Raw genomic sequence first — 18,677 nt, 5'->3', positions numbered from 1 at the left:
AGGTGAGCGGGGTGTGGTGGAGATATGAAGGACTCGTGATGGGAACGTGATGTGACCGGACGGTAGCTCTCCGCTGTCTCCCGGCTGCCCGCCGGCCGGGGCGCGTACAACATCGTCGGCAGGCTCAGCAGTCCGCACCACGCGATGGCGGTCGTGCTCCCCGGCAGGGAAAGACGCGCGGGCGAACCCCTTGCTTCGCGAATCTCACAGCTGATCGGCCCGTTGTGTGACGAGCTGGAAACAGTTGCTTCCCGTGGAAGGCTCCTGCTGCACGGCCACAGTTTGGGTGCCTATATCGCCCATGCTGCCGTGAAGGAGCTGCAGGGGCGCGGCGTTCAAGTCGACGGGCTTGGGGTCGCCGCGGCGGAAGCCCCGGTTCAACCGCCCGCTCTCGTGAGACACGAGCTCGACGACGAAAGCTTTGCTGCAGCGATCAGCACGTTAGGCGGTACGCCTCCGGAGGTGTTTTCAGAACCCTCGCTGCGGGCGATGTTCCTGCCCCTCCTGCGCGCCGACTTCGCTCTGGCCGAGACCTACGCCCCCGACCTGGAGCCGGTGAGCTGCCCGATCTCTGCCAGCTACGGACTTGAGGACCGGGACGTCGACCCGGAGGGAGTCAAGCGGTGGGGCGAGTTCACAACCGGGCCCTTCGAAGTGACCGGATACCGCGGCGACCACTTCTTCCCCGACCAGCACCTGAACGATCTGTGCGCCAACCTCGACGATCTCGCCGCCGGCGGCCCGCCGCGTGACCGGTCGGCCCGAACCCCCGAGTCAGCTCAGGCCCATCGACTCGAGTAGGCAGCGGACGGTCGGCACGGATCTGACGAGAAGCCTGCTTGTGCTGACCCTGGCCGCGATCTACCCCTGCGCCTGGTGGAGACCGTCCACGACCCGCGCAATGCGGTCGAGATCGCCTCGAAGTCGGGTCCAATCGAGTTCGCCGGCGGCGGCTTCGATCTTCTGCACCCAGGCACAGTGCGCGGCGTGGATGGTGGCGAGCGTGGTCTGGCCCTCTGCGGTAGTAACGAGCAGCGGCGACCGTCGGTGGCGAGGATTCTCTTCGTAGCGAGCCAGGCCCTCCCGGACCAATTCGTCGGCCACACGCTGGACGCTCTGGCGCTGGAGCCCGAGCTTGCGGGCGATGTCCGGCACGGTGGTGCGGTCGCCGGCTGCTTGGAGGACCATCCGACGGGAGTGTGTTTGGCCTGTTGTAGCGGAGATGCGCTCACTGGCGTCACGTAAGAGCCGATTCGCCTGGAAAATGGCGTGTAGGGCTGCGTCGACATCGACATCCGTCACGATGCTCTCCTTTTGACAGGCTCCTGTCAGTTTTCTAACGTGGGCAACGTGACAGCATGCTACCAACTTCTCCTGGGAGCCCTTCCGGGTGGGGGCCCAGGTATGGAGGCACTCGGTCGTCGTCTGAGCGAGACGCGATGGCCGGTGTTGCCGCCCGCCGATGGCCGGGCGCGCGGTGTCACGGCATCGACGGTGGAACGGTTCGTTTCTGAGTGGGAGCGGTGGCTCGCTCAACCACGGCAGCCGGGACTCGGTGACCACGACATCCTCGACATCGACGGCCGGGGCGTGCACGTGGCGAGATTCCCGGGGTCCGGTCACGTACCGATCCTGCTCCTGCATGGCTGGCCGACCTCCTTCCTCGCATTCCATCGGGTGATCGAGCCACTTCGAGCTCTGGCATCGGAGGTTGTGCTGGCATCGCTGCCGGGATTCGGTACGTCCCAGGCAGCACTGGGTGCATGGTCGGTCGCCGACTCAGCGCGGCTATTGGCCGACGCGATGGCGGCATTGGGCCACGACCGGTTCATCGTCCATGGACAGGATTGGGGATCCGTGGTGGCCCGCGCGGTCGGCGCGATCGCGCCTGACCGGGTCATCGGCGTCCATGTCAGCGCGGGTCTGAAGGGCTTCATGGCTGAAGATGCGAGCGACGAGTCAGCCTGGACCCGACTGAGGGAGTTCCTGGCGGGAAGCGGCGGATACCTTCATCTGCAGAGTCGTCGCCCGGACTCGCTGGCCTATGCGCTGTCTGATTCTCCAGTTGGTCTGCTTGTCTGGCAGCTCGACAAATACCAGCTGTGGCAAGGGGACCTCGGCGACGGTTTCGGGCTCGGAACGGACTTCATTCTGGCCAATGCCACGCTGTACTGGCTGACTGGCAGCGCCGGAAGCAGTATGCGGATCTACTCCATGGATTCAGCCGAGGTCGATGCCGTCACCGCAGGCGTGCCGACCGCGGTGAGCGTGTTCGGCAGCGGGGACTTCGCTGGGCGTGAGGTTTCGGCACGCGAGAACAACCTCGTCGCCTGGTACGCGCATGACGGCGGCGGCCACGTCGCCTCCCTTGACTCCGCCACCGAGTTCATCACGGATCTGGACGACTTCATCAACCGCGTAGGAGTGAACGCATGAATGCCAACAACCCCATCGTGCTCATCGGTGGCAGTGGACTCGGGCCCTGGGTGTGGGAGCGCATCACGCCACTGTTGAGAGAGCATGGGTTTCAGTCCGTGACGCCACAACTGCGCACCACGGGCGGTGATGCCACCCCAGCGGAAGCCGTCGACCTGGACGCGTGGGTCGAGGACGTCTGCGAGGTGCTGTCAGGCCTTTCCGAGGTGACCCTGGTTGCCCACTCCTTCGCCGGCTACGTCGCCGCTGCCGTACTGGAACGACAGCCGCACGGTATCCGGCGGGTGATCTTCATCGACGCAATCCTGCCGAAACCCAACAAGTCATGGTTCGAGGTCATGGGGCCCGGTGTGGCCACGTTCATGACGGGTCTGGCGCAGGATGGGGCGATCCCCTGGTTCACGCGAGAGCAGCTGGATCAGCTCTATCCGGGGCACGGCATCAGCGATGCTGACTTCGCGTGGATGCGGCCGCGGCTGACTGGGCAGCCGATCGCTACTTACAGGCAGGCGGCGATCAAGGACCCGATGCGCGCGGAGGCGGCGCGCGTGGCCTATGTGCAGTGCCTGGTCACCAACCCACCGGTCGAGGACCTGTCCACCGAGCAGCTCGGCTGGGAGCGTCGCACGCTGGCCACGGGACACTGGCCGATGGTCACTCATCCGGCGGAGACGGCGCGCGTCATCATGGAGCTGGCTGGTTCTTAGTCTCGGTAGCAGGACCGGGGTGGTGCGGGCTAAGCGTCGGTATGGCCGGGTGCTCCGGTGGAAACCGCAGGGCAACCCTCCTTCGACACGGTGGCCGCGTGGCGATTTCAACTGAGGACCGAGGGCCTGAGGCTCTCAAGCGCGCGTGGGAGAGCGTGGAGAATCGCTGGGACGGAGACCCGCGCTCGCCCATCCTGGAATCTTGGCGAGCTGAGCGACTGGAGCAGGTGCGTGCTCTTGCCGCCCGCGAGTCTGTGTTCTACTCCCGGCGGGCCGAGCAGCTGGGCGATCGGTGGACCGGCGAGTTCACCACGAAGGCAGACCTGGTCGAGGCCGGCCTGGACATCCTGGCCGGATCGGTCGCCGAGGCGGAGGTCTATTACGAGACGACCGGCACCACCGGTCCGCCCACACCGTGCCCCCGCGGGGAGCTGGAGGTGTGGGCGAGCAATCGCACGCTGATCCGTGCGTGGACGTCGATGCTGGCCGAGGACGGGCGCCCAGCCGTGGTGGCGATCATGGGCCCCAGCGAGCTCTACGCCTTCGGCGACGTGTTCGGGGCGGTGGCTCGCGCGCTCGGGGTTCCACAGGTCAAACTGTGGCCGGACTCTCCTCGCGTGGGCTTGTCGAAGGCCTTGCGGATTCTGCGGCAACTCCAGGTGACGCATGTGGTGTGTGCGCCGTCGATGGTGTTGGAGCTTGCCGAGGTCGCTTCGGCGGCGGGACTGAGCCCACGGGACTTCGCCATCAAGAGGTTCTTGGTGCTGGGCGAGCTGTCCACGCCGGAGTTTCGGTCGAACGCGGAGTCGTTCTGGCCCGGGGCACGGGTGTCGCCGGCGATGTACGGATCCCAGGAGGCGCTGTGCGTCGCATCGGGGTGGCCGGACGGGACACTGCGACTCAACGAGCTGAACTACCACTTCGAACTGGTGAATCCGCATGACGGTGCCCCCGCCACGGGCCAGGTGGGCGAGCTGGTGGTGACGTCGCTGATTCCGGGGCTTCGCCCGATGAACCGATTCAGAACCGGTGATCTGGTTGCGCTGGGGACTGCGCCGAACGACGGCTATCCGGGCCGGATGCTCACGGTGCTGGGGCGGGTGGCCGACCAGGTACTGACGGGTGAGGGGCAGCGCGTCTCCGCCTATGATGTCGAGCGCCTGGCGTTGCAGGACCTCCAGGGGTGTTTGGGATACCAGGTTCTCGTCGACGGTTCACACCAGTCGCCCGCGGCGCGACTGCGGCTGCTGATTCCTGACCCGGCGAACCGCACGCCGGAGGTGGGCAGGGCACTGGGCGACCTGCTGGCGATGCCGGTGGCGGTGGAGTTCGCGGACTCGTTGAGCCCGCGTACCAAGACCGGCGCGACGGCGAGCTGGAAGGCTGCGCGCCTCGTCGACTCACGGTCGGCGCAATGACGCGTCAAGACGAGAGGTCCGTATCGTCCCAGCGCGAGGGCGAGCCGCCGTCCGACGTGTGGTTGCTGCACGACCAGACCTCGAGCGCGCCCACCCTGCTTGCACGTGGGGCGAGGCTTCGTGTGTCTGTGTTCGTGGACAGGCTCGAGGTGTTCGATCCCGAGCATCTACTGACCCGCGGCTGGTGGTCCCTGGGCCAACGGTTCAAGACACAGCCGTGGGTGCTGTTCGATGCGGCGTTGGGTCTGCCCGGGATCCGGGAGGTCGCGGAGCAGGCCCCGGTGTTGTTTCACCTCGCCTTCGAGGCCACGCATGCCGATGACTCGATCCCGTACCCACCTGGGGTCACGAACGACACTCTGCTTGCGGAGCTGGTGCTTCCCGAAGCAGTCCACGAGGTCAGCCTGAGTGACGAGGGCCCTGCCCGGCCACACGCGCCATCTCGTGCGTCTGAGGAGGTGGCCACGGCGCCCGGACCAGGCGCTGACCCGTCAGCTGCCTACCGGGCTGCCTTCGAAGCGGTGACCGAACACATCGCCCAAGGCGATGCCTACCAGGTCGTGTTGAGCCACAACGTCCGCGATCAGGGCTCGATGTGCCCTCGGGCCTTGTTCGACGAGCTCACGAGAAGTTCGCAGGTTCCGTACGCGTTCATGTGGCCGTTGAGCGATGGGCGGACGTTGGTGGGTGCAAGTCCGGAGTGCTTCGCCAAGTCCGACGGGGTGGAGCTGCACCTCCACCCGTTGGCCGGCACGGTGCGCCGTACAGGCGTTGAGGAGGTGGATTCGGCGACGCTGACACTGTTCAAGGAGGACGCGAAGGAGCTCGGCGAGCACCTGATGCTGCTCGACCTGTGTCGCGACGACATTGCGAACACGTGTGTGGGTGGGTCTGTCGAGGTGCGCAGCGAGTTCGAGGTGGAAGCGTACGGGAACGTGTTTCATCTCGCCTCGCATGTGGCAGGACGGCTGGACCGCAGCCGTGGTCCCTTCGAAACACTCCGAAGGGTCTTCCCCGCCGGAACGATGACGGGCACGCCGCGGCTCCGGGCGATGGAGATCATCTCCGCCCTCGAACCCGAAGCCCGCGGTGCGTACGCAGGGGTGGTCGGCTACGCCTACTCCGACGGTCGATTCGACTCGGCCATCTGCATCCGAATGGTGGAGGTACTGCCGCAGGGCTACAGCATCAGAGCCGCCGGCGGGGTGCTGTGGGACTCGTCGTTGGTGAAGGAGTGGGACGAAGTGCAGACCAAACTCTCCGGCAGCCGGCAAGCGGTCACGAGGTGCTCATGAAGGTCCTCGTGGTCGACGCCAGAGACAGCTTCGTGCACGTGCTTGCCGACTACGTCGCCAGGCGAGCCGGTGTGGAGGTGGCGGTGGTCCGGCCGGACAAGGTCGGTGTCGAGTCGGCCGTGCGAGAGGCCACCGACCCGCGTACCGACGCTGTGGTCCTTGGGCCTGGGCCCGGACATCCAGCGCAGTCGTGTCACGTGCCAGTGGCGTTGGCGACGATGGAGACCAAGCCTGTGTTGGGGGTGTGCCTGGGGCACCAGGTCCTCGGTCTGCTGGCCGGAGCCTCCATCGAGCCGCTCGACCGGCCGAGGCATGGCCACATCTCGCGTGTGATTCATGATGGGTCGGGGATATTCGCGGGGTTGCCGGCCGAGGCCAGAGTCGCCCGCTACCACTCGCTGGCGGTTGACCCCGCAACCGCCGGCCCGAGCCTTCGGGTGGTGGCTAAGGCCGCCGACGACGGCGTGGTGATGGGTCTCGAGGTCGGCGCGTCTGCCGTTGGTGTCCAGTTCCACCCCGAGAGCCATGGCAGCCACGACGGTCACCGGATCGTGAGCAACTTTCTCGACTCCGTCACGGCATCGGCCCGCCCTGGCTTCACGAGCAGCTTTTCGACACTTCGAGTCACGGAAACGGACGTGCGAACATGAATACTTACCAGACGACATTCCGCGCCGCGGTATGGGACGGGGCCGGCGCCCGCGGTGCGCGTGAGGTCCTCACCAGAGTCGCGACTCGCTATCGGCCCGACGGTGTGGTCGAGATCGACGATGCCGAGGGATCCTGGACCTGCATTCACGACGACGGATATCGGGAGCAGTCCAGGAGTGCCGTGTCCGGCGTCCAAGTGGACGTTGAACTGGTCACCGACGGAGTGGTCCGATCGCCGGCGGCGGCGATGTCGATCGAGCGCACGGGGGATCTCGTCACGTTCACCGGTCGTGGTCCGATGGCTGGGGCAGAGGAAGTGCGTGGCTTCGCCGCTTTGGTGGCTCAGCTGCTGGGAGAGGAAGGGGCCGCGGAGCAGGCTGGCGCCATCGCCCGAGACGAGCTGGCGGTCGGGATGGGGCCCGTTGAACTAGGCCCCGAGTCCGGCGTGTGGACGGCAGTGCTGCGACACGCACTGATGAGCCCGACGAAATGCGCCATCGAGGAAGGCGTGCGTTCGACCAACTATGAGGAGCTCGCGAGGCTGGCAGTCGCGAACGCTCAACTCATCGCCGGCCACGCACGGCCGCGCGAGCCTGTGGCGGTTGGGCTGGGGAGGGGTACGCAGAGCGCGGTGGCCCAGTTGGCTGCGTTCTTGGCCGACTGCCCGGTGGTGCTGATTGATCCAGTCCTCCCGCCGATGCGGGTTGAGGAGCAGCTACGCCAGTCGGGGGCCGTGGCCGTGGTGGGAAGCAACAGTACTGACTCGGTGCGACACAGCGCCGCGGCGGCTGGTTTGAGATTCATCGACGTTGACATGGACATCGGCGACTCGACGATCGACCTGAACGTCGAAATCAAGGTATCGCCCCCGTTGGACCCCGATGCCACCAGTCACATCGCATTCACGTCCGGTTCGACAGGGACACCGAAGGCGGTGGAACTGAGGCACGGGCCGATGGCCAACACCGCAGTGGCGATCGCCGCGGCGTCGGGATTGGCTCCGGACTCACGGGCATCGTGGTTCTGCCCTCCTGGCGTGGGCTTGGTCCAGGTGGACCTGTTCCCCAGCCTGTGGACAGGAGCAACCGTGGTCGTTGCCCCCGACAGCCTGGGCAGCGATCCGCGAACGGCCTGGAAGTGGATCGAGGATCAGGCCATCTCGCACGCGCAGATGCCAACGGCCTTCGCCGAGCAGATGATCAAGCTCGACTCGGGCGTACCGGAGTCCTTCCGCTCGTTGCGAGTGGCGGGTGAACGTCTGGGCGTGTGGCCCACGTTGTCGTGCACGTACCAGGTGCTCAACGTGTACGGGTCCACCGAGGCCAACGTCGTGTCATTGTGCGACGCCACCCGCCTCATGCACGACGTCCCACGTGAACGGCTGTCTGCGGTTCCCATCGGGCGGCCGGTGCGAAATGTGAACATGTATGTGCTGGACTCTGACCTGAACCCGGTTCCTCGCCGCGTGATCGGTGAGCTGTGCGTCTCAGGGAGAAGCCTGTCCCGGGGCTACTTGAACGACGAGGCCCGAGCTGCGACGAAGTTCGTTGCGAATCCGATCGACTCTGACCCCTTCCCGGTGTTGTATCGCAGCGGAGACCTGGCCCGTTTCGGTGCCGACGGCGTGGTGGAGGTTGTTGGTCGCATTGACGATGAGGTCAAGATCGACGGTGTCAGGGTTCTGCCGGCGGAGATCGAGCACGAGCTCTTATCACTGGACGTGATCGCGACCGCCGCGGTCGTCGCTCATGAGCCGAGCAACGGATCCCGCGTTCTGGTGGCCTATATCGATGGTGACAGTGAGATCGATGTCGACGTCGTGCGGACATTCTTGGAAAACCGGCTCCCGGCGCCATCCGTGCCTCGAAGGTACGTTGTTGGAGCAGTACCGACAGGTCGGAACGGAAAGATCGACCGCTTGACGTTGAGCCAGCGACCGCTCGATCGTCCCGAGCTCAGCGCACCGTTCTCGGTTCCGGAGGGCGAGCGGGAGAAGCAGTTCTGCGGGATCTTCGCCGATGTCCTGGGCCTGGCGTCGGTCGGGGCTGACGACGACTTCTTCGAGCTCGGTGGTGGGTCCCTGCAGGCCGCCATGTTGATCGAGCGTGCCGAGTCCGACTTTGGTCTCGAAATGGACTTCCTGACGCTGGTCGACCGGCCAACGCCACGTCGCTTGGCCGCAGCGTCGTGACGAAAGCAAACCTGAGAGCACTAAACGTTCTCGCGTAAAACAGTTACGCGACGCCCAGGCGTAGTGCAGGGTGGGAGTGTGTAGCCGCAGTGGCAACACTTTTCACCGGTGGCGTTCTCGGGGCCATGATCGAGCCGGACGTCTCAGGGGAGCAGATGACAGATCGAAGGTTGGAAGTCAAGATGCTGGGCACATCTGAAGTGTGCGTCCAGGGGGTGCCCGCAGCAGGCTTGCGGGCTGGGAAGACACGAAAGCTCTTTCAGTACCTCGCGATGCGACGAGGGCGAGTGATCCCGAAGAGTCAGTTGGTGGACGTCCTGTGGCCGGAGGGAAGCAACGGGGGAGGCAACGCATCACTGAAGGTCGCCGTTCACGCGTTGCGCAGGGTGCTCCGTGAGTGCGAGAAGCAGGCGGGCGTCCCGGTGGCCGAGGTGCGATACGTAGATTTCGGGTATGAGTTGGTCACGGAGGATGTTTGTGTCGACATCACGGACTTCTCGACGCTCGCGCAGTCCGCGGCGGCAGCGGCTGAAGCCGGGGACGTGGAGCTGGCCAAGGCCACTTACGCTGAAGCCGCAGCTCTTTACCATGGGCCGTTTCTGCCCGATGACGAGTCTGAGTGGGCCCGCGAGGAGCGCATGTGGGCTGAATCGCTGTACGTCAAGGTCCTCAACGGCCTGATCGAGATCGCGGTGTCCGAGGGCAGGGAGTTGGCGGCCATCGACCTGTGTAAGCGAGTCGTCTCATTGGATCCCTACAACGAGGAAATGTACCGCCTCATGATGGAGATGCACGGCAACTGCAGCGAGCTGGGAATGGCGTTGCGCTGGTACAGCGAGTGCGAGGACCGCCTGCGCAATGGCCTAGGGGTAGAACCGAGCGATAAGACACGCGAGTCCTTGGTGCGAGTCCTGGCCCTGTGTGGGGTTGAGTACAGTCCCAACTGGGACCGCCAGTTTCGGCTGGGGGAACGCCTCCCCCAGCGCCGCCGGGCGTCGGGGGGAGAGCCGTTGGCGGGTTGACTGACCTAAGGTTCCGTTTCGAGACCTTGTCATGATCATGGTCAGTCTGACGCGGGATCCAAATGAGGTCGCGGACGGCCTCGGCGTATGGGTGCCACCGCTGGCGCGAGAAAGCCGATGAGCGCATGTCGAGCCCGCCGGCGCATCAGGCGGAAGTCGTAGATACTCGATGAAGGCAGCCTCGATGGTGAGCGTGCGCACTCGGTGTCTATGAGTTGGGTGTAGGCGACCCTGAGGATCCCGTGAGATGCGGGAGTCCCACTCTCACGGGCTTCTTTTTCGATGGGCAAGGGGGGACTTGAACCCCCTGTGCGCGAACCGTCGCGGCTACCGAGACCTTGGGAGCGGTGGATGCCAAGACTCTCGTTCTCAACTCCGGTCACGTCGACGGTTCGGACCCACGCCCGCCCGAATCGATCCTGGACGAGGCGATGCAGCGCCGAACGTCATGATGTGGTTGCTGACTTTGGGGCGGCGAGTTCGGAGAGGCGGGCGGCGAGCTCTTGCATTCTGTCGCTCGCTGCGTGCTGGTAACGCATCGCAGCACCCGGAGTGGAGTGGCCGGCGAGGGCCATGAGCTCCGCGATGGTCGCGCCGGCGACCGCTGCGTTGGTCAGCCCGGTGTGGCGTAGGTCGTGGAAGTGGAGGTCGTCGCGGTTGGCGGCCTGTCGGGCGCGGTACCAGCCGTGGCCCGCGCGCTTGATCTCGCCCTTCTTCGGGCCACGACGGTGATAGACCGTGGCGGCGCCATAGAAGGCGCTCGAGGTCAGATGGGCTCCGGCACTGTCTGGGAAGAGGAGCGCGTTCGTGCTCTTGGCCGCGTGGTCGCGTAGGTGGCCCCTGACGTCGGGGAGTACATGAGGCGGGATCGGTACGTCGCGTACACCTGCATCCGTCTTGGGTGGCCCGACGACGCAGCCGCGACGGCAACCGCACCACTCGGCGTCGTGGGGCAGCTCGTACGGGCTGTCTGGGTCGGTCAGCTCCTTGTTGCTCACCTTGGTGACGCCACGTCGGACTTTGATGACCTTGTTCTTGAGGTCGATGTCCTTGCGCCGCAGCTCGGTGATCTCGCCGAAACGGAGGGTCGTCCACGTTGCGAGAAGTAGCATCAGTCGTCGACGGTCGGGCACGGCCTCGAGCATCACCCCAAGCTCTGCTGGGGTGGCAGGTCGGACCTTGTGGGCGGCCTTGGTGGCTCCGGCGCCGCGGACCTTGGCCGGGTTCGCGGAAGTGATGAGGTTGCGCTCGACCGCTGTCCCCAGGATCGTGCGTAGGAGTGAGTAGGCGTGGGCGCGGTAGGTCGGAGTCGTGACTGCAGTGGTCTCGTACCAGGCGTCGATCATGTCGCTGTCGATCGACGCGAGCGCGACCTCGCCGAAGGTTGGCAGGATGAACCTGTCCAAAAGGTCGAGGTAGCCACTCTTCGTCTTCGCGGCGAGAGGTCGTCCCCTGACCTTTCGAGCCTTCAACCACGTTCCGGCATAGTCACCGAAGGTGAGCTCGGCGGGGACATCAGCGGGTGTCGTCCGACGAAGGCGTGGAGGGGTCCAGTCGTCGGGGGACTGTTCGATCATCCTGCGCTCGGAAGTGAGCCATGTGATCGCCGCGTCCTCGTCCTCGAAGGTCGAGTGTGCGGTGTGGAGACCGCCGTCGGGGCCGGTGTAGCGGGCTTGGATACGGCCGCTGCGCATGGTGGTGAGCTGGCCGAAGCCTCGTTTCTTGGATCGTCGAGCCACGTCGGCCTCCTGCGTTGCATCGGATATGCATCGGATCAGAGGTCGAACCTGGCCAGTTTTGGGTGCTTGTGTCCATGCGCGGATCAACCTATAAGACCAGGTCAGAACGAGTAATCCGCTGTTCAGCAAGTGTACGCCACCGCCGTCAAAGGACTGGTTCGAACCCAGTATCACGCACCACCTCGAAAGGCCGTCCGACCTGCTGAGAAGCAGACCGGACGGCCTTTCTGTCATCCCTGCTCGCGGCTCAACGACCGCGGCGGCAGGAACGGGTGAGGTTGGAGATCGACACGACGTACGCCGCATTCGGCGCAGCGCACGTAGTGGACTCGACCCTCGGACGTCTGGTGGCTGGACTCGGTGACCCAGCCGTGCTCGTGGAGGGCGTCCACGCCCCGGGACTGTTCGGTTGCGCTGTCGGTCATGGTCGCCACTCTGCTGTAATGGTCTTATGCATCTCAACCCTTACGGCGAGTACGCCGTGCTGCTGGCGGCTTCGCTGGCCAACGACTGGCCCGCGGGCCGTGACGGCCTCGAGGCGCGGACCCGGGAGTTCGGGATGACGATGGACTTCGGTGAGTCCCCGGACGACCATCGGCGCACTCGGCTGGTGATCGATGAGTGGCTCCGTGTCGTCGATGCGCCGGAGCCGGCAGAGCGGGCACGGCTGCTCAACGACCTGATGGCGCAGGCGACCGCCTATCCGCGGCTGACCGACCACGACCAGGAAGGGTGGCATCTCCACTTCCGCGACGACACGAACGACTCGCTGCCCGACGTGCTGCGGGCGGTGATCAGTGTGGGCACGGCGCTGCACCTGACGACTCGGGGGATCCATCGCCTGAGCCGGTGCGCCGCGGGGCAGATCGAGGGGGACCCGTGCACCGCGGTGGTCGTGGACGTCACCCGGAACGGACGACAGCGCTACTGCTCGGTCCGTTGTGCCAACCGTGCTGCCGTACGCCGGCACCGCGCGCGACGCTCGACCTCTGCCGAGCGGCCGAGCCAGCGGCTGCGTTAACGCACGAGGTCGGCGCGGGCCTGGACCAGGACTCGGTCGAGGTCGACGTAGATCTCGTCGTGACGCTGTTTGAGGTCCTCGTGGCTCTCGGCGTCGTTGAGGTCGCCGATGGCCCGGCGAATGGCTTCGAACTTCGTGGGGATCTCGCTGCCGGCGCTGAGGACGCTCAGCTGACCGATGGCGGCGCGGACGGCCGATCGGTTGCGGTAAGCCTCCTGTCGGAGGGGCTCTCGCTCGGCGTCGGGGAGGTTCTCGAGCCGGGCCTTGACGCGGCTGTAGGTGACGCGTTCGAACTCGTACAGGCTCGCCGCGCACTCGCCGTACACGCGGATCCTGGCGTCCAGGAGCTGCAGGTCGCGGGTGTTGCGGTGTTGCCAGAACGCGCCCAGCCAGGCGCCGAGAAGGGTGGCGAGGAGACCCATGGCCGCGACGATGACAGTGGTGCTCACAGCGGAGGACCGTATGCCATCCGAGGCCGCTGCCGAGGACGTTCGGCGAGATCGTCATGTCGATGTCAAGCGGCCTCAGGCGTGGCGTAGCGCGGGCGTGCGGCGCCGATCACACTCAAACGCCGTCTACGGGTTAGGTTCTGCGGCGGCGTTTTCCCCGATTTTGGAGTATTGATGTCAGACCTGACCTATCAGCTGCTGGCGTTGGTGGCCTACCTGGTCGCCATGCTCGGCATTGGCGCCTGGGCCTACCGGCGCACTTCTAACCTCGACGACTACATGCTGGGTGGCCGTGACCTCGGCCCGATGGTGAGTGCGTTGAGCGCGGGTGCCTCGGACATGTCCGGGTGGTTGCTCATGGGCCTGCCCGGCGCGATCTACGCGACCGGGTTGATGGAGGGCTGGATCGCCGTCGGTCTGACCGTCGGTGCCTGGCTCAACTGGAAGGTCGTGGCTCCGCGGCTGCGGACGTACACCGAGGTCTCGGGTGACTCGATCACCGTGCCGAGCTTCCTGGAGAACCGGCTGAAGGACAGCTCGCGGCTGCTGCGGATGGCCTCTGGTGCCGTCATCCTGGTGTTCTTCACGTTCTACGTGTCCTCGGGCATGGTCGCCGGCGGCGTCTTCTTCGAGAGCTCGTTCGACACCGACTACCACACCGGCATGCTGGTGGTGGCCGGGGTTGTGGTGGCGTACACGCTCTTCGGCGGCTTCCTCGCGGTCTCCTACACCGACTTCGTGCAGGGTGCGATCATGCTGCTCGCGCTGATCCTGGTCCCCGTCGTCGGCGTCTTCGTGACCGGCGGGCCGACGGAGACCCTCGACAGCATCCGCGCCGTCGACCCGTCGCGCCTGAGCATGCTCGAAGGCGCGACCGCGCTGGGTGTCATCTCGGCGGCGGCGTGGGGCCTGGGCTACTTCGGCCAGCCGCACATCATCGTCCGCTTCATGGCCCTGCGTACGGCGGGGGAGGCCGCCTCCGCGCGGCGCATCGGCATCGGCTGGATGCTGCTGAGCCTCTTCGGGGCCGTCGGCACCGCGCTGGTGGGCATCGCCTACTTCCAGCAGAACCCCGACGCGAAGCTGAACGACCCGGAGGCGGTCTTCATCGTCCTGGGTCAGATCCTGTTCCACCCGCTGGTCGCCGGCATCATGCTGGCCGCCGTGCTCGCGGCGATCATGAGCACGATCTCCTCGCAGCTCCTGGTGACCTCCTCGGCGCTGGTGGAGGACCTCTACAAGGCTGTCTTCAAGAACGACGCCTCCGACCGTCAGCTGGTGCTGTTCGGCCGGCTCGCAGTGCTCGCCATCGCCGTCGTGGCGGCGTTCCTGGCCTGGCCGAAGACCGGCACCGTGCTCGACCTGGTCGCCTACGCCTGGGCGGGCTTCGGCGCCTCCTTCGGCCCGATCATCCTGCTGGCGCTGTGGTGGCGCAAGCTCACCGCGCCCGGCGCGCTGGCCGGTCTGGTCGTCGGTGCGGTCACCGTCGTCGTATGGGGCAACATCGAGGCGCTCAGCTCGCAGATGTACGAGATCGTGCCCGGCTTCGTCCTCAACACCATCGTGGCCGTGGCGGTCAGCATGGTGACCTACAAGGAGAACCCGGACATCGACGCCGAGTTCGACGAGGCGATCCGGCTGCTCGACGCCGAGGGCACGCACGAGGAGACGGCGCGGATCTGACCCGCCGGGCCCGGGATCGCGTGGAAACCACGATCTCGGGCCCGATGGCGTACTGTTGATCATGTTGAAGGGATGGCTCTGTAAGCCGTCCTGGCCGCACACCACGTCGCGGCTTGTATCTCTTGTTCCTGGTTTTCGGTTCGCTGGACATCAGCACAGATGGATGTCTTCAGCGGCCCGGGGCACAGTGCCCCCGGCACGAAACAAAGGAAAAAGATCATGGCTCAGGGCACCGTCAAGTGGTTCAACGCTGACAAGGGCTTCGGCTTCATCGCTCAGGACGGTGGCGGCGAGGACGTGTTCGTTCACTTCTCCGCCATCCAGTCCAACGGCTACAAGTCGCTCGACGAGAACCAGAAGGTCGAGTTCGACGTCACGCAGGGCCCCAAGGGCCCGCAGGCCGAGAACGTCCGCGTCTCCTGATTCACCACGAAGGGCCTCGACCGCTGCTGCGGTCGGGGCCCTTCGTGCGTCCTGGCGGTGAACCGGTCAGTGCAGGCGCGTCTGCCAGTCGTGCGGGACGCGATCGGCGGGTGCGGGCGCGGGCTGCGACTCGGGTCGGCTGGTCGGCTCGGCCAGGGTCGGGCCCTGGAGCGCTTCCTGGTTCTCGAAGTCCCAGAACCACGTCTCGCCGGGCTCGAAGCTCTGCATGTAGCGGTGGCCCGTCTCGCGGAAGTGGCCGGTGGCATGCTGCGCGGGGGAGCTGTCACAGCAGCCCACGTGCCCGCACTCGGCGCACCGTCGAAGGTGGAACCACCATCCGGAATCGCTCGCGAGGCACTCGGCGCATCCGGTGCCGGACGGCGGGACAGCGACGTCGAATCCTGGGGTGCCGGTCATGCCGGTCACGTTACCGGTCGGTCGGCCCTGTCGTCCCGCGTAGTCGGTTGTCCCGCAGGGTCCGTAGGGTGGGAGCCGAGGAGGCTGACGTGGTCGATCGCGATCGAAACGAGCAGGGGCGGGCGCAGCAGGCTCGTCCGCGTGACGCGCTCGGACGCCCGCTGCCCTATGGCGAGGTCGGCGTCGAGCCGATCTCCGAGGAGCCGCTCCCGCCCGAGGAGACCCTGGCGTACGCCCGTGAGCTCCTCGACGCCGGCCGCCCGTTCGCGGCCCACGAGGCGCTCGAGGTGCGATGGAAGTCGTGCCCGGAGGACGAGCGCGAGCTGTGGCAGGGCCTCGCGCAACTGTGCGTCGGCCTGACCCACCACGAGCGAGGCAACGCCGTCGGCGCCTCGCGGCTCATCGAGCGGGCGGCCAAGCGGCTGGAGACGTACGCACGGGATGCACGCCTGACGTACGGGCTCGACCTCGGCGAACTCATCGCGTGTGCTCGGGGCCGGGTGCACGGCGACTGAGCCGCCCGTCTACGGTGTCAGCCGGTTCCTCGGCTCTGGTCGCGTCCAGCGTGCCGAGCAGCCGCAGCGCCTCGGCGCTGGGCGAGCCGGGGTCCGCGTGGTACACGACGAGCTGTTGCCCCGGACTGGAACGGACGTCGAAGGCCTCCATCCGGAGCGTCACCTCGCCGACGTCAGGATGATTGAACCGCTTGGACTCATGGCGCTTGCCGCGCGCATCATGTCGGGACCATAGGCGCGTGAAGTCCGCACTCTGCTCGCTGACGGTGCGTAGGACCTGACGGATGCGTGGGTCGTGTGGGGCGTCGCTGTGGAGGAGGCGGAAACCCGCCACCGTGTTCGCTGCAACTCGCTCCCAGTCGGGGTAGAAGGTCTGTGCCGTGGGATCCAGGAACACTTTGACGAGCAGGTTGGCGCCGTGACGAAAATCGTCGAAGAGGGCGTATGCCAGGCGGTTCCCGGCCAGCACGTCGTAGGCGCGGCCCAGCACGAGGGCAGGGGTGTCCGGCCACAGCTCCAGCAGCTGGAGCAACCGGGGATCGACGCGCTCGGGAAGGATTGCACGGGATGATGCCGGTGCCAGGCCGGCGATCCGATAGAGATGCAACCGGGCCTCATCGTCGAGTTGGAAGACGTCGCTGAGGGCGTCGAGCACCTGGGTCGACGGGTGACGTTCGCGGCCTTGTTCGAGGCGGACGTAGTAGTCCACGCTCATTCCTGCCAGCATCGCGACCTCCTCCCGACGCAGACCCGGGACGCGGCGAACTCCGTGGGTCGGCACCTTCGCGTCGTCGGGGCTCACCAGGGCGCGCCGGCCGCGCAGGTAGTCACCAAGGGGAGTCGAGGCCATGAGTCCGATGCTAAGGCGAACGAGGCGCCGGTGGGTGGGTGCGCTACTCCCAGGTACAGCGCGGCCTTCATAGCAGCCATGGAAGACAGCAACGTTTGCGGCATGACAGAAGCGAATACATCCAAGACATCCAAGACAGTCCTGGTCACCGGTGCCAGCAGCGGGATCGGAGAGGCAACCGCTCGGCGCCTGGCCACCGAGGGCCACCACGTGATTCTGACCGGTCGGCGTTTGGAGCGCCTCGAGACGGTTGCCGCAGAGCTTCGCGACAGCGGGCACAGCGCGGAGGCCCACGGTCTCGATGTCAGTGACCGGGCTGCCGTCGCCGCTCTGGTCGACTCCGTTGTGGTGGACCGCGGACGCCTGGACGTCGTGGTCGGCAACGCCGGGGTGATGCTGCTGTCGCGGCTCGATGCGCTGCTGGTCGATGAGTGGGACAGGATGCTCGACGTCAACGTCAGGGGCCTTCTGCACGGCATCGCTGCCGCCCTTCCACACTTCCAGGCACAGGGCGGCGGCCATGTGGTGACGATCGCGTCCATCGGTGCCCACGAGGTGGTTCCCACCTCGGCGGTCTACTCGGCCACGAAGTACGCGGCTTGGGCCCTCACCGAGGGCCTACGACTCGAATCCGATCCGAGCATCCGAGTCACCACGATCTCGCCCGGAGTCGTGGAGACCGAGCTGGCGGAGCACATCACGGATCCGGTCGCATCGGCTGCGATGAAGGCGTACCGGGCCGCCAGTATCCCCGCAGACGCCGTTGCAGGCGCTGTCAGCTATGCGATCGCCCAGCCGCCCAACGTCGACGTCAACGAGATCGTCATCCGCCCGGCCGGCCAGCGGAGCGCGTGAGGTAATCGGAGCCGTCCGGATCGAGCGTCCACCGACGGCGCTTCCAGGCTGATCGCCTGCCCGAGACCGGGTATGGCCCCATCTGCCTATTGACCGCGAAGGTCGGCGGCGTGCTTTGGTGGACGCATGGGACGCATGGTCGAGGTCGACTATCTGGTGGTGGGAGCCGGCGCCATGGGGATGGCGTTCGCGGACACGGTGATCGAGCACGCCGACGTGCGGGTGGCCCTGGTCGACCGTCGCCACGGCGTCGGCGGACACTGGCTGGAGGCGTACCCGTTCGTACGCCTGCACCAGGCCTCCGCCTTCTACGGCGTCGCCTCGACGCTGCTCGGCGGCGGCCGGCTCCAGCAGCGCGGGCCCGAGGCGGGTCTTCAGGAGCGGGCGACGCAGGCGGAGATCTGTGCCTACTACGCGCGGGTGCTCGACCGGATGGTGGAGTCCGGCAAGGTCGAGTTCTTCCCGAACAGCGAGTACGTCGGCGACAACGCGGTCGTCTCCAACATCTCGGGGGAGCGCGTCGAGATGCCCGGGGCCCGGGTCGTCGACGCCCGCTACCTCGCCCCCAGCATCCCCGCCGAGAAGCCGCCGCCGTTCGGTGTCGCGGACGACGCCCGGGTGCTGCCGGTCAACGAGCTCGCGCGACTCGACGAGGCACCGAGCCAGTACGTCGTCGTCGGCTCCGGCAAGACCGCGACCGACGCGTGCATCTGGCTGCTCTCGCGTGGCGTCGACCCGGACGCGATCTGCTGGGTGCGTCCGCGTGACCCGTGGATGCTCAACCGGGCCGTCGTCCAGCCCGATCCGGCAGTCTTCCTCGGCATGGCCGCCGACACGATGGCGGCCGCGGAGCGGTCGACCTCGCCCGAGGACCTGTTCCTCCGGCTCGAGGACGCCGGCATCATGCTCCGCATCGACCCCTCGGTCATGCCGACCATGGCGAAGGCGCCGACGCTGGCGACGTGGGAGCTCGAGCAGCTGCGTACGCTCGAGAACGTCGTACGC

Annotated in this window: 20 protein-coding genes; 14 read left to right on the top strand and 6 right to left on the bottom strand. The window is 66.5% G+C overall.

The window, feature by feature from the left end; translation table 11 throughout:
- The first annotated feature begins 84 nt into the window (after positions 1-84).
- A complete protein-coding gene (locus ACFVJS_RS16285) occupies positions 85-801 on the top strand; it encodes a thioesterase II family protein (protein ID WP_378882118.1) in 717 nt (238 codons plus the stop codon).
- A gap of 60 nt (positions 802-861) precedes the next feature.
- Here ACFVJS_RS16285 and ACFVJS_RS16280 read toward each other — a convergent pair whose 3' ends face one another.
- Positions 862-1,302 (bottom strand): MarR family winged helix-turn-helix transcriptional regulator, encoded by a 441-nt coding sequence (locus tag ACFVJS_RS16280; protein ID WP_378882115.1) that lies wholly within the window; start codon positions 1,300-1,302, stop codon positions 862-864.
- 102 nt (positions 1,303-1,404) lie between these two features.
- Between ACFVJS_RS16280 and ACFVJS_RS16275 the strand changes: the two genes are divergently transcribed.
- From ACFVJS_RS16275 to ACFVJS_RS16245, 7 genes are all read left to right on the top strand, one after another.
- Positions 1,405-2,436 (top strand): alpha/beta fold hydrolase, encoded by a 1,032-nt coding sequence (locus ACFVJS_RS16275; RefSeq protein ID WP_378882112.1) that lies wholly within the window; start codon positions 1,405-1,407, stop codon positions 2,434-2,436.
- On the top strand, positions 2,433-3,143 hold the full coding sequence (locus ACFVJS_RS16270; RefSeq protein WP_378882110.1) for an alpha/beta fold hydrolase: 711 nt from the start codon (positions 2,433-2,435) through the stop codon (positions 3,141-3,143). The genes ACFVJS_RS16275 and ACFVJS_RS16270 overlap by 4 nt, the downstream gene beginning before the upstream one ends.
- Positions 3,144-3,370: 227 nt before the next feature.
- Entirely contained in the window at positions 3,371-4,561 is a 1,191-nt protein-coding gene (locus ACFVJS_RS16265) for a phenylacetate--CoA ligase family protein (RefSeq protein WP_378882107.1), read from the top strand.
- Positions 4,558-5,856: a chorismate-binding protein gene (locus tag ACFVJS_RS16260; RefSeq protein WP_378882105.1), complete on the top strand. Its 1,299-nt coding sequence runs from the start codon at positions 4,558-4,560 to the stop codon at positions 5,854-5,856. The genes ACFVJS_RS16265 and ACFVJS_RS16260 overlap by 4 nt, the downstream gene beginning before the upstream one ends.
- On the top strand, positions 5,853-6,506 hold the full coding sequence (locus tag ACFVJS_RS16255; protein ID WP_378882102.1) for an anthranilate synthase component II: 654 nt from the start codon (positions 5,853-5,855) through the stop codon (positions 6,504-6,506). Before ACFVJS_RS16260 ends, ACFVJS_RS16255 begins: the two co-directional genes overlap by 4 nt.
- A complete protein-coding gene (locus ACFVJS_RS16250) occupies positions 6,503-8,698 on the top strand; it encodes a non-ribosomal peptide synthetase (RefSeq protein WP_378882099.1) in 2,196 nt (731 codons plus the stop codon). Before ACFVJS_RS16255 ends, ACFVJS_RS16250 begins: the two co-directional genes overlap by 4 nt.
- A gap of 89 nt (positions 8,699-8,787) precedes the next feature.
- Positions 8,788-9,720 carry a BTAD domain-containing putative transcriptional regulator gene (locus ACFVJS_RS16245; RefSeq protein ID WP_378882096.1) on the top strand — a complete coding sequence of 311 codons (933 nt, stop codon included), beginning with the start codon at positions 8,788-8,790 and terminating at the stop codon, positions 9,718-9,720.
- Positions 9,721-10,166: 446 nt separating this feature from the next.
- Here ACFVJS_RS16245 and ACFVJS_RS16240 read toward each other — a convergent pair whose 3' ends face one another.
- Entirely contained in the window at positions 10,167-11,459 is a 1,293-nt protein-coding gene (locus tag ACFVJS_RS16240; protein ID WP_378882094.1) for a tyrosine-type recombinase/integrase, read from the bottom strand.
- A 230-nt stretch (positions 11,460-11,689) separates the two neighbouring features.
- Entirely contained in the window at positions 11,690-11,884 is a 195-nt protein-coding gene (locus ACFVJS_RS16235; RefSeq protein WP_378882092.1) for a hypothetical protein, read from the bottom strand.
- Between the two features lie 26 nt (positions 11,885-11,910).
- Between ACFVJS_RS16235 and ACFVJS_RS16230 the strand changes: the two genes are divergently transcribed.
- The gene (locus tag ACFVJS_RS16230) at positions 11,911-12,480 is read left to right on the top strand and encodes a CGNR zinc finger domain-containing protein (RefSeq protein ID WP_378882089.1); all 570 of its coding nucleotides are present in this window, start codon (positions 11,911-11,913) and stop codon (positions 12,478-12,480) included.
- Here the strand turns inward: ACFVJS_RS16230 and ACFVJS_RS16225 are convergent.
- On the bottom strand, positions 12,477-12,929 hold the full coding sequence (locus ACFVJS_RS16225; RefSeq protein ID WP_378882087.1) for a hypothetical protein: 453 nt from the start codon (positions 12,927-12,929) through the stop codon (positions 12,477-12,479). The two genes, ACFVJS_RS16230 and ACFVJS_RS16225, sit on opposite strands and share 4 nt — an antisense overlap.
- A 174-nt stretch (positions 12,930-13,103) precedes the next feature.
- Between ACFVJS_RS16225 and putP the strand changes: the two genes are divergently transcribed.
- Together putP and ACFVJS_RS16215 are read left to right on the top strand one after the other, a co-directional pair.
- Positions 13,104-14,612, top strand: coding sequence for a sodium/proline symporter PutP (gene putP / locus ACFVJS_RS16220; protein ID WP_378882084.1), 1,509 nt, complete (start codon positions 13,104-13,106; stop codon positions 14,610-14,612).
- Positions 14,613-14,831: 219 nt separating this feature from the next.
- Complete coding sequence (locus ACFVJS_RS16215; protein WP_008361680.1) at positions 14,832-15,035, top strand: cold-shock protein; 204 nt, start codon at positions 14,832-14,834, stop codon at positions 15,033-15,035.
- Between the two features lie 66 nt (positions 15,036-15,101).
- Here the strand turns inward: ACFVJS_RS16215 and ACFVJS_RS16210 are convergent, their stop codons facing one another.
- Positions 15,102-15,452, bottom strand: a complete 351-nt coding sequence (locus ACFVJS_RS16210) for a UBP-type zinc finger domain-containing protein (protein WP_378882080.1) — start codon at positions 15,450-15,452, stop codon at positions 15,102-15,104.
- Positions 15,453-15,541: 89 nt separating this feature from the next.
- Here ACFVJS_RS16210 and ACFVJS_RS16205 point away from each other — a divergent pair, with 89 nt between their 5' ends.
- Positions 15,542-15,967 carry a DUF309 domain-containing protein gene (locus ACFVJS_RS16205; RefSeq protein WP_378882078.1) on the top strand — a complete coding sequence of 142 codons (426 nt, stop codon included), beginning with the start codon at positions 15,542-15,544 and terminating at the stop codon, positions 15,965-15,967.
- Here the strand turns inward: ACFVJS_RS16205 and ACFVJS_RS16200 are convergent.
- Positions 15,930-16,817 carry a helix-turn-helix domain-containing protein gene (locus ACFVJS_RS16200; protein ID WP_378882076.1) on the bottom strand — a complete coding sequence of 296 codons (888 nt, stop codon included), beginning with the start codon at positions 16,815-16,817 and terminating at the stop codon, positions 15,930-15,932. The two genes, ACFVJS_RS16205 and ACFVJS_RS16200, sit on opposite strands and share 38 nt — an antisense overlap.
- Positions 16,818-16,919: 102 nt before the next feature.
- Between ACFVJS_RS16200 and ACFVJS_RS16195 the strand changes: the two genes are divergently transcribed.
- A complete protein-coding gene (locus ACFVJS_RS16195; RefSeq protein ID WP_378882073.1) occupies positions 16,920-17,672 on the top strand; it encodes an SDR family oxidoreductase in 753 nt (250 codons plus the stop codon).
- Between the two features lie 126 nt (positions 17,673-17,798).
- On the top strand, positions 17,799-18,677 hold an 879-nt coding region (locus ACFVJS_RS16190; protein WP_378882070.1), incomplete at its 3' end, for an NAD(P)-binding protein.

It is taken from the genome of Nocardioides sp. NPDC057772 (assembly GCF_042798075.1).
Classification (GTDB): Bacteria; Actinomycetota; Actinomycetes; order Propionibacteriales; family Nocardioidaceae; genus Nocardioides.
The sequence above is the reverse complement of the archived record's forward strand: the minus strand, read 5'-3'. Positions and strand labels throughout refer to the sequence as shown.